Annotated in this window: 6 protein-coding genes; all 6 read right to left on the minus strand. The window is 32.5% G+C overall.

Annotated features, from left to right (window positions below):
* Positions 1 to 68 precede the first annotated feature (68 nt).
* From fabK to A7L45_RS11205, 6 genes are read right to left on the minus strand one after another with little or no spacing between them, the layout of a single operon-like run.
* Positions 69 to 1,001, minus strand: a complete 933-nt coding sequence (fabK, locus tag A7L45_RS11180) for an enoyl-[acyl-carrier-protein] reductase FabK (protein ID WP_071612849.1) — start codon at positions 999 to 1,001, stop codon at positions 69 to 71.
* Positions 1,002 to 1,038: 37 nt separating this feature from the next.
* Entirely contained in the window at positions 1,039 to 1,269 is a 231-nt protein-coding gene (gene acpP, locus A7L45_RS11185; protein WP_071612850.1) for an acyl carrier protein, read from the minus strand.
* Positions 1,270 to 1,309: 40 nt separating this feature from the next.
* The gene (locus A7L45_RS11190; protein ID WP_071612851.1) at positions 1,310 to 2,032 is read right to left on the minus strand and encodes a thioesterase II family protein; all 723 of its coding nucleotides are present in this window, start codon (positions 2,030 to 2,032) and stop codon (positions 1,310 to 1,312) included.
* Positions 2,033 to 2,046: 14 nt separating this feature from the next.
* Positions 2,047 to 2,745: a 4'-phosphopantetheinyl transferase family protein gene (locus tag A7L45_RS11195; protein ID WP_071612852.1), complete on the minus strand. Its 699-nt coding sequence runs from the start codon at positions 2,743 to 2,745 to the stop codon at positions 2,047 to 2,049.
* A 33-nt stretch (positions 2,746 to 2,778) separates the two neighbouring features.
* The gene (locus tag A7L45_RS11200; protein WP_071612853.1) at positions 2,779 to 3,183 is read right to left on the minus strand and encodes an FMN-binding protein; all 405 of its coding nucleotides are present in this window, start codon (positions 3,181 to 3,183) and stop codon (positions 2,779 to 2,781) included.
* Positions 3,184 to 3,196: 13 nt separating this feature from the next.
* On the minus strand, positions 3,197 to 12,424 hold the full coding sequence (locus A7L45_RS11205; protein WP_071612854.1) for a type I polyketide synthase: 9,228 nt from the start codon (positions 12,422 to 12,424) through the stop codon (positions 3,197 to 3,199).
* Positions 12,425 to 12,435 lie beyond the last annotated feature (11 nt).

Genomic DNA, 12,435 nt, shown 5'->3' on the forward strand with positions numbered 1-12,435 from the left:
TAGTAGTATCCTGACTCTTGTTTCAAATTTATTATTGTTAAGCAATCCATATTAAGTAATGATATTTTTTATTTGAATTTAACAATCGTATTTTCTGCCTCTTTAAACATTTCTTCTATAATTTCCTTGCAACATTGTTCTTTCTTTATTAGACCTGCGATTTGTCCCGCCATAACAGATCCCATATCTATATCACCCTCTTTTGCAGCTTTTGGTAAACATCCTCTTCCGAGTTCCTTTAAAGCCTTTACAGATGCATTTTCTTTTTCAAGCTTTTGAAATTGTCTTGATAACTTATTTTTTAAAACTCTAATAGGGTGCCCTGTAGATCTTCCTGTAACCACTGAATCTATATCCTTTGCGGCTAATATCTTTTTTTTGTAGTTTTCGTGTATTGTACATTCATTTGCTACTAAAAATCGTGTTCCTACCTGAACTCCCTGTACTCCTAGCATAAAAGCTGCTGCGACACCACGACCGTCACCTATGCCACCTGCTGCAATTACTGGTATACTAACCCCATCAACAACTTGAGGGACGAGCGACATGGTTGTAAGCTCACCAATATGTCCTCCAGATTCGCAACCTTCTGCAATAACCGCATCTGCTCCTGCTCTTTCCATACGCTTAGCCATGGCTACAGAAGCCACCACTGGTATTACTTTAATTCCGTGTGACTTCCAAAGAGTCATGTATTTACCTGGGTTTCCAGCGCCTGTAGTAACGACTTTAACACCTTCTTCACATACAAGATGTGCGATTTCTTCTGCATTATCACTTAAAAGCATTATATTCACACCAAAAGGTTTGTCTGTTAATTGCTTTGTTTTTTTAATTTCAGCCCTTATATAATCAGTTGGTGCATTGGCTGCGGCTATAATACCTAGGCCACCTGCATTAGACACCGCAGATGCTAAACTACTATCCGAAACCCAAGCCATTCCACCTTGTATTATTGGACATTTAACACCTAAGTCTTTAAAAAATACAGAATTAAACATTTTACCCCTCCTTGTTTCTTAAGTGATTTAGTTTCTATTATTTTAATTTTCCTTCTATATATCTAACGATTCCCTTAATATCTTTAATATTTTCTATATCCTCATTTGGTATTTCAATTTCAAAGGCTTCTTCAAGTGACATTACGATTTCAAATATTTCAAGAGAATCTACACCTAAATCATCTGTGAGTTTTGCCTCCATTTTAACATCAGCCTCATCTATTCCCAATTGTTCAACTATTACACTTTTAACTTTTTCAAATACCATTACTAATTCCTCCTAAAATTTTATTTATTAATTGTCCATTCTATTTGTGAATATATACTTTATTGTGAGTTTTATTTTCTAAAGTATCATTTATAATATCAGTTATATTTTCAACATTGCTATTTAAATAAAAATGATTTCCATCAAAGTTATATATATATAATCCACTACAAACATGATTTTTCCAAGCTAATATTTCTTTTAAACTAATAGAATCTTGCTTGCCATTCAGGATTGAAACATCGCATTTAATCTTGTTTTCTCTTTTTACATATTTATATGATTCTAACATCTCAAAATCACTCCGAATTATAGGCAAAAATATCTGAAGTAATACTTGATTATTTAGTAGTTCTACTGGTGTTCCACCAAGCTCCCTTAGTTTTTGGATGAAATCATTGTCCGATAATGCATATATATTCTCTGATTTTTTTATAATACTTGGTGGTTTATATCCAGAAAGAAATATATGCATTGGTTTTCTAAGCTTAAACCTGCTTATTTTATAATATAGCTCATATGCCAAAAGACTTCCCATGCTATGTCCATAAATAGCATAATCCTCATCGGCTATTCTATCTTTAATATTCTCAAATATATCATCAACTGCTTCATCTATATTTTTATAAAAATTCTCACTATATCTTTTCCCCCTCCCTTTTAGCGCCAATCGAACTAATTCAATAGATGGATCTAAAAAAAACTTCCATTTATAATATATTGTTTCTGATCCGCCTGCATATGGTAAACAAAATAATATCATTAATATAACTCCTTCTATTTTTGATTAAACTTTGAATAATTATTAATTAAACTATTCTGATTTATCATTATTACATTATTTGAAATCTGTTTACTTACCGAACACACAGCTACTTTGTAACCGGGCATTGTGTCAAATGTTTTAAATTCATATTCATTATATTCGTCAGGAATTACTTTAATATTATGACACTTGTCTATATCAATAGAAAATGATTTTAATGATCTTGTTAGCCCTTGACCACAGCATTTTATATAGCTTTCTTTAAGTGTCCATATTTCATAAAATTTGCTTAGTTTTCTATCTGGATTCTGTCTAATAATATAGTCTAATTCACTTTTAGTGAAAAAATTTTTAGCTATGCTCTCATATTCAATATGTTTTATTTCTTCAATGTCAATACCAATAGGTTTATCATCAATTGCACATATTACAAAATTTCCAGAATGTGATATGTTGAATTTGATTGTTGGATATCCTTTAAAACATGGCTTTCCATATTTATTTTTATGGAATGTTATATATTCATTTGCAATATTTAGTTCTTTAACAACTATAGATCTTATCAATATTTCACCAACTAGGCTTCTAATTTTATCTTCCTTATTAACGAATTTTTTAATTTTACATCGTTTCTCTTCACTAATTAATAAACATAGATTATCTAAATTTTCTTGGGTAATACTTAAAACTTCAACAGCATAAATTTCCATAAAATACCTCACTGTGATTTTCAATAATTATTTTTATGATTTACCGGAGTTTAATGCATTTTCAATGGATTTTAGAATTACCTTACTGCTGTTTGTTGCTCCTGTAACAGTGTCTACTTGCAAGCTTTGAGCCTTTATTACCTTTCCTGTAATAATTTCTGCTGGTTTTCCTTTTTCATTCTTATGTTTTAGTATAGTTATCTTAACAATTTTGTTATCCTTGACTGTAACTGAAACAGTAGCTGCCACAGCTAAAGCATCACAAGATCCTGTATATGTTCCGTTAGAAACTTTTGATAAATCTACAGAACTAATTTTGATTTCCTTAATTATTTCCTTATACTTCTGAATAGAAATTAAATACTTTACACCAAAAATTGCACCGGTAAACACAACAACACAAATTGCACCTAAAATAATTTTTTTTAAATTCAGCATAATTAATTCTCCTTTATTTTTTTAAGTCATTAGCTAAGTCTTTGCAATTTGATTCTTTTTCAATATCTGAAAGGGTATAATTCGTATCAATCTTTAGTAAACCCTTTTTTTCTATATTATCTAAAACTAATCCTTTGCTTACTACCTCTTTTGCAGTGCACTCACTTGCAATATACTCTTCTTGAAGAGTTACTTTATAGGTTTCATTTTCGAAAGGGTAAGTAGGTAATGGAACTTTTTTCTCCATAACAGAAAATAACTTACTAGGGTTATACCTGCTCCCAAGTGTATAAAGTTTAGCAAATACTGTAATAATAGATTCTACTGGGTTATCATTTATATTCATATCAACCCAATTGAACAGTTTAGCATCATAAAATTCACTGTTTTTGATTTCATTAATATTACCAGGATAAATAACTACCTGGTTTTTGATTACAAATTCGTTTAAGTCTTTAATATTTTTTTCTACATTTATAGAAATATCAAGCACATCTTCAACAACACCCGTTGGTGTTAATATAGGACAATTTAGATAGACTGCATTATTGTCTCCTTTGTCAATAGTATTTTCTAAAATGCTATTGCCCGTAAGCTCCTTAATAGCTTGATCTAATGTTATTAATCCAGTTAAAACTGCTGCGGCAGCAATACCTGTACCTTGTGCAATCATACCATAAATTTTCAAATCAAAACTACTTAAAAGAACACCAAGAGCATACTCAGTTGCAAATGCTTCAATACGCTTATCCTCAAAATTACTGTGATTTTTGTATATTTCATATCTATCTGTGCATTGTTTGTATGCGGTGTTAAAGGCAACAAAACGCATACATAATTCATGTTTGTTATCCTTAGTAATTTCTAAGTTGCCATCCAGTATAAGATAAGCTTGTGTTTCGCGATTTGGATTAGATCGTCCGTCAAATGTTCCTTCAATGCTCTCACCATTTTCAAATGAAGTAAGAACTTCTAACAAATGCTCTCTGGATCTAACTATTGATGCACTTTTAGTACTTAATTCTTTTTGTGCATTATTCATTGTAAAGCAAATCGAAGCTACACTTAAATCTTGATTTTCTTTTATATGATTTTTTAAATTAGTTGCTATACGTTTCATAACATTTTTATTTCTACCTGTTAACTGTAATAAATATGGAGGTTTTTCCTCTTCATACTCCATTTGAACTGGAGCTTCCTCCAACACCACATGAACATTGGTTCCACCGAATCCAAAGGCATTTACACCTGCCCTTAAAGGATTTAAGTTATTACATTTCCACTCTATAGGCTTTTCACTTGCAACATAGAATGGTGAATTATCAAAGTCTATATTAGGATTAGTGTTTAACTTATTATAGTTAATAGTGTACGGTATCGTCTTATTTTCAAGTGCAAGGACTACTTTTATTAAACTCGTTATTCCAGATGCCGATAACATATGCCCAACAGAAGATTTAACTGACCCAACAGCACAGAACCCTTTTTTCGATGTAAAAGATTGGAAAGCATGAGTCAGACCTTCAATTTCAATAGGATCACCGAGTGGTGTTCCAGTACCATGAGTTTCAACATATGATACTGTTTCTGGATTAACATTTGAAGATTGATAAGCCTTTCTTATTGCTTCTGCTTGGCCCTCAGGTCTAGGCGCCGTTATACCCTGTGAATGTCCATCATTATCAATTGCAGAGCCCTTAATTACAGCCATTATGTTATCTTTATCTAAAATAGCATCAACGAGTGGCTTTAATAATATTGCACTTGACCCTTCCGAAAGTACCATGCCGTCAGCTCTACCATCAAATGGATAACAGATTCCAGTTTTAGACAAGGCTGATATTCTACTTAGGCCTACATATGGAGTTGGACTAAGATTCAAATTTACACCCCCAGCGATAGCCATTTGGCTATCGCCTGTTCTAATACTTTCACATGCCAAATGTAGTGCTGAGAGTGATGACGAACAAGCTGAATTAATTGTTAAACTTGGTCCTGTGAGATCAAGGCAGTGACTTACTCTTGCAGCAACCTCATTTAAACTATTTCCTGCAACCGCATCTGGCACCATCTTTGCAGGTTGTAGAACATTTAAAATACTTGCCATTATGCCCTTTCTTTCCATGTCATTTATATTATTAAATATTTTATTATTTAATAAGTCATTTTTTAGTTCCATATAAGTTCTATAATTAGCAAAATGCTCTTCATAGGTACTTTGTTCACAGCCTACAAAAACTCCAATACTTTTTGATTTATATCTTCCACCATAGCCTGCTTGCTCTAATGCTTCCCATGCAACCTCTAGAAAAATCCTCTGCTGTGGATCAGTAACTGTGGCCTCACTCGGAGACATACCAAAGAATAAAGGATCAAAGTCATATGGCTTATCTATAAATCCACCATGCTTAGTATACGATGTATGTGAAGAATTTACATCAGTACTAAAATAATCCTTTGATGTCCATCGTCCTTTTGGAACTTCTCTTATTTCACATTTTCCAGTCTCTAGAATATTCCAATATTCATCTAAGGTGTTTGCTCCTGGTATCCGAACACTTGCACCAATTATTGCTATATCCTTTATATTTTCATTTTGATTATTGTTTTTATAAGAGACATCCATTTTTGCTGATGCTACCTCATCTGAACCTGTGGAATAAAGTTTTTCTATATATTGTGCTAATGAATCTGGCGTCTGATATTCAAATATTAATGTAGGATATAATTCAATTCCAAGATTTTGTCTTAGACTTTCCATAACTTTTACTGCTCCAAGTGAATCCAGTCCTAAGTCAACAAAATTCTGTCCTTTATCAAGGTTCTCCATGTCTACTTTCAACTGCTCAGCAATTACTCCGTAAACCGTCTCTCTAGTATTTTTTGACTTTTTAAAATCCGAACTACTAACTTTAATTTGAGAAGAGCTCTTTTCTTGTGCCAATTGAATTTTGTCTATAATGTGTATTACTCTTTGATTTCCGTCTGACAAAACCCTCATAAGAGCTTCAACTGCTTTGCCTTTTGGGAGAGGATTTAACCCTTGAGCCTTTATTGCATTTAAAGCAATATCACCCAAATCAGAACCCATTCCAGTTTTAGACCATAAAGAATAATTTAATGAAATAGTTTTTCCAGGTGCATTAACAGAGTCTCTGTAGTAACTGTATGCTGGTAAAAATGAATTTGCTGCAGCATAATCACCAATACCTGCTGACCAAGCTTTTTGTGAACAAGATACAGATGATATCATAACAAAGAACTTAAGTGGCTCTTTTCTTGTAACAAAATCAGTTATTACCGCCCCTTGAACTTTAGGTTGTATAACTTTATTTATTGTATCAATTTCTTTATCTATTAACTTAAATGTAGAGGAATCCCAGCTACCAGCTGCATGAATAATTCCATGAATAGGACCATATACATCATTTACTTTTTTTATAAGATTTTTCATTTCACCAATCTTTGTAACATCTACAGTCTCATAAGTTACATTTGCACCAAGTTCTTCAAGGTTTAGAATTAATTTAATTTTATTTGCGTGTTTATCACTTATCTCTTTGTTCCATTCCACTCTTAGTGGCAATTTTGAGCGTCCTGTTAATACTAGATTGATTTTAGCTTTTTTTGCGAATGCTTTAGCAATTTCGCCACCTACAGGACTCAGTCCACCTGTAATTAAATAAGTTTCACCCTCATTAAATACAATTTTAGAGGATTCATTTAATTCATGTGTGTTTACTAAATCCCTTACATACCTCGCTCCATCTCTAATCGCAACTATTCCTTCAGTGTTTAATTCTCTTCTCATTTCATTGAATAAGGTTTGAGCAAGTTCCTTATTAGATTTATATTCTTTTTTATCTATATCAATACAATATGAATTTATAAAATCATTTTCCTGATCTAGAGCCAATGCTAAAGTTACAGCAATACCTTGGTGTGGATTTAAAATTTTATAACTATCATCAACAGCTATGGCACCATTTGTAGCTATTAATAATTTAACATTTTGTGAATCAATTTTTTCTATCGCCTTTCCAATTAACAATATGCTATAAATGTCATCGTAAAGCACTTTATCATCGAATACAAATTCTGACTTAAAATGCTCCCCTTTAAAATTCCAAAGATGTATTACTGCCGTTATAGGCCCTTGTATCTCTTTAAAGAGTTTAATATAGTCAGTTTCTATTAATGGATTAATAATAAATTTTTTATTAGAATCATAACTATATTCAGTTCCAGAACTAACAACATAAACTCTATTTTTATTTGAATCAAACATTGATTCAAATTCTTCACTAAGACCATTTCCATCGTCAAATATTATTATATTTCCTGCTTCAAAAGAGGTAAAAAGCTTCGGTGGTTCAGGAATCCAGCTCCAATTATAAAACCAATTGCTAGGAACCTTAATATTCTCCATCCCGAAATCAGGTTTATAAGTATTCCTTTGAAATGGATATAATGGTAATTGAACTTTATCATAATAAATACCTTCTTCAAACTTTTCAAAGTCTATGTTAAGTCCTAAAGAAAATAATGAACCCAAGGCTTCTAAACATGTCTCAAAGGAATTTTTTTTGCGATTTGCACAAAACAATACAGTTTCTGTATTACAAATCTGAATACCATTTGCAATTCCTGCGAGTACTCTATCCGGACCACACTCAATTAAAACATCTACTAAGTTGTCTGATAAATATTTTAAACTCTGCTCAAACTTTACAGGTGATAAAATATGTTGAATCCAATACTCGGTATCAAAAGACTTAGTCATTAATTCTCCTGTTACATTTGACACTATCGGTATTTTAGGAGAATTAAAAGTCACTCCCTCAAGTACTCCCCTAAATTCATCTAGAATTGGATTCATAAGTGGTGTATGGAAAGCTTGCGAAACATCTAATATCTTAAATCCTATTTCTTTGCTAAATAGTAATTCAGTAAATTTTTCTATTGCAGTTAATTCCCCTGATATCACCTGATGAGTCCCATTGTATGCAGCTATCCAAACACTACCATCAAAAGCCTTTAGTAATTGTTCTAATTTATCTCCCGAAGTAAATACTGCACACATACCACCTGATGATTGTAATTCATGCATCAGCTTACCTCTAGAGGCTACTATCTTCGCTGCATCTTGCAAACTTACTACACCTGAAAGACAAGCTGCCGACCATTCACCAATACTATGGCCAATCATATAATCCGGCTTAACACCCAAATCTATAAGAAGCTTTCCAAATGCATAGTCAATAGCAAAGACTACTGGCTGCGTAATATTAGTTTGTGCAAGAATCATTTTATCTGCTTTATCACTATAAATTAAGTCAGTTAACTTTTCGTTAAGATATGGATAAAAAGCCTGGGAACATTCCTCAATATAACCTCTAAAAATAGGCAAGTGCTCATATAGTTCTCTTGCTATTCCAACATACTGCGAACCTTGCCCCGTGAACATTAATGCTATTTTGTGAGATTTATCAACATCTTCATTATCTAATTTAATTTCTTTAAGTTTATTTAATAAATCAGAGCAAGATTCTGAAACCACACTACATCTATATTTGAATAATGTTCTTGATACATTTTCTGTGTAACATACATCTCCTAAGCAATTTCCATTACTAGTTTTAAGATATCCTACTAGATCATCAATTTTTTGTTCTAATGATCCTTTTGTGTTCGCAGAAAGACATATAAGGTTATTCGACCTCTCATATTTTTTTTCAGATATTGTTTTAGCTAATTTGGGAGCCTCTTCAACAACCATATGACAATTAGTACCACCAAACCCAAAAGAGTTAATAGATGCTCGCCTTGATATTCCTTGATCCACAGTCCATTCCTTTGCCTTAGAAATAGTATAAAAAGGAGTTTTATTGAACTTAATAGAAGGATTAAGCTGCGTTAAATTAACGTTGGGTGGCATTATCTTATTGTTTAATGCCAAAACTACCTTAATAAAACTAGCTATACCAGCACTATTTAAAAGATGTCCAATATTTGCTTTAACCGATCCTATAGCTATAGAATTCGGTTTAGGACTCCACCTTTTAAAAGCACTATCCAGGGCTCTAACTTCACTCGGATCTCCAATTTTTGTACCCGTTCCATGAGCTTCTACATATTGTATATCTTTAGGATTAAAATCATTTTTGGCATATAAAGATTCAATTACAGAACGTTGCCCATCAGGATTAGGTGCCATAACTCCTATAGAATGTCCATCATTATTTATTGCACTCGCTTTAATAATAGCAAGAACCTTATCTTTGTCTGCTATTGCTTTCTTCAAAGGTTTTAGCAGAACTAGACCTGCACCTTCCCCAGGAACAAGGCCATCAGCCTTAGCGTCAAAAACACTCGACACTCCACTTGTTGATAAAGCACCTGCATTACTAAGGTAAATATACGGCGTAGGAGTAAGCAAAAGATTAATCCCTCCTGCTATAGCAATGTCACATTCCCCTCGTTTAAGAGACTCACAAGCCATGTGAATAGTTACTATTGAAGATGAGCAGGCAGTATCTACTACTATACTAGGCCCTTTTAAATTGAATTCCTGAGAGGCCCTAGCTGCAATCATATTCAAGATATTATCCACAAGTAAATTAGGGTGGAAATCAGTTACACCAAACTTGTTTTTCCATTCTTTAAGAATTGACTCTTGTTGCTCCGATGTAAGTGATGTAACACTATCAAAACTCTTGAGATTAAGCATTTTTAAAGTATTTAGATGATATTCATAATAGGCATTTGTACTTGCACCAATAAATAGTGCTAAGCTTCTTCCACTTATCTTTTTCTTAGAATATCCCGCTCTCTCCAATATTTCAAAAACTAATTCCAAGATAATCCTCTGCTGAGGATCCATAACAGAGGCCTCTTCGTCTGATATATTAAATAACTTGGCATCAAAATCAAATACATTATCTATAAAGGCACCTGTGCGACAATTTGTTTTTGCTTTATCATCACTTGGACTATAGTATTGATTTATATCCCATCTATCTTCAGGTATTTCATTAATACTACATTTCCCAGTTGCAAGGTTATCCCAAAACTCTTCTGGACTTGATGCATCAGGAAAACGACAAGACATCTCAATTACTGCTATATCATCATCCTCATTCATTGAAGATGGTGTTGTTTTTGCTGCATTAATCTCCGATGTATTTACTTTAGGTAAAACTCTAATATATTCCGCCATATCATTTATAGTTTTGCAATTAATAAGAATATCATGGCTTAAAGTCAATTTGAAATCATCTTCTAGCATTCCTAACACTTGGACTGCCTTTATTGAAGTTCCACCTAATGATAAAAATGTTTGATTATATCCTAAGCTTTCTATAGGTTTATCTAATACTTGTCCCCAAATTTCACGTATTTTATCTGCATTTTTTCCTATCGTTAAAATATTATCTGGTTCAACTTTCTCAGATTTAGCCACCATATTAAACAATAATTCATCTGAAGTAAATATTTTTCCATCATATTCATTATTTAAAAATGACTTTATTAAAACAAACCTTTGCACTTTACCACTAGTAGTTTTAGGAATAATTTTAGTTAAGACAACATACTCAATGGCGATACCAAAAGACTCATTTATTTGTCGTAGAATATTTGCATAGAATTCGCGTACTTTATCCTTATGTACACGAAGTGCAGAGAATATTGCTACTTTTTCTCTTCCCTCAACCTCATCATGCCAACCACATACCACAATTTTTCCAGGCTCTACTCCCTCAAATTCTTCTAATTTAAACTCGATGTCATGAGCAAAGAAATTTTGTCCATTAACAAAAATTATATCTTTAATACGACCTGTTACACATAACTTACCCTCAATCATAAAACCAGTATCTCCTGTTTTTAACCAATCATCTTGAAAAAATTTGCTTGTTGCTTCAGGGTTATAAATGTAACCTGAGGTAACATTGTCCCCTTTTATTTGAATTTCTCCTAATTGCTTTTCTACAACTATTTCCCCATTCTCATCTACTATACGCACTTCCATACCAGGAACTGGGTATCCCTCACTTGCCACATAAAATGAATCAACATCATTTTCACTAACTTCTTTTGCTACCTTATTGGTTATAAGGCTATTTCTGCTAATACAATGGCTTTCAGGTCTTGTGTTTGTAGTTGGAAAAGTAACTGCGAGGCATGCTTCGGCCATTCCATAGACCAAGAACATGCTCGTTGCTGGTAATTTACAAATAGCTAATTTATCCATAAATTCTCTTATAAGTGGTATTGAAATAGGTTCTGCTCCATTAAATATCAATCTTAAACGACTCAAATCCCAAGTTGCAAGGTGCTTATCTGTTATTTTTTTAAGTAATAATCTATATCCAAAATTAGGACTAGAAGTTAAACTAATCTTATGCTGAACAATCAAATCAAACCACCTTGTTGGCCTCTTTACAAAATCCACTGGATGCATGTTTATCTGAAACATACCTAAAGCAATTAATGTAAGATGACAACCAATTAAACCCATATCATGATAATAAGGCATCCATGAAAGAAATCTATCCTCTGATGTAAAACCAGCAGCATCAATAATGCCTTCTATATTAGTTAACAAGTTTTTATGTGTCAGAATCACTCCCTTGGGGGTGTTTGTACTTCCTGAACTAAATTGTATTAAAGCAGGCTTATCTGATGTAGACATGTCAATTGAACCTTTAACTGTACTTTGCCTTAAAACTGATATATTTAACATTAGCATATCTTTGCAATCTGAATATGAATCATTATTTTCTATACCGCAAATCATGGTATCATCACTTATTATTACAGGTTTTTTAAGTGTATTCCACACATTTATAAGCTTTTCTAAAGAAGCATTTTTTTCTTTAAATGATGATGGAGGAGTAATTGGTGCAGGTATAATTCCACCAAGGATACAAGCCCAGAAGCTAACAGCAAAATCAATGTTATTTTCGAAAGAAAGTATTGCAAAATCATCTCGTTTTAAACCACTTTTTTGAAGTTTACCTAAACTGTAAATGGCTTTTTCAAGTAATTGTTCATATGTTAAGAAAATTTCATCATTATTTTGAATGAACAATATTCCCTTATCCTTTTGGTTTTCTGAAGCCTCTATTAATAAGTTACCAATATTCATTTTGCCTGAGTATTTACCAGTTATAGGTTTTCCAGATGAAATTGACATTTTTATATCTATAGCAGCCTTAGTTACTTTTTTATTGTTCATATGTGCATCTC

Source organism: Clostridium estertheticum subsp. estertheticum (genome assembly GCF_001877035.1).
GTDB lineage: Bacteria > Bacillota > Clostridia > Clostridiales > Clostridiaceae > Clostridium_AD > Clostridium_AD estertheticum.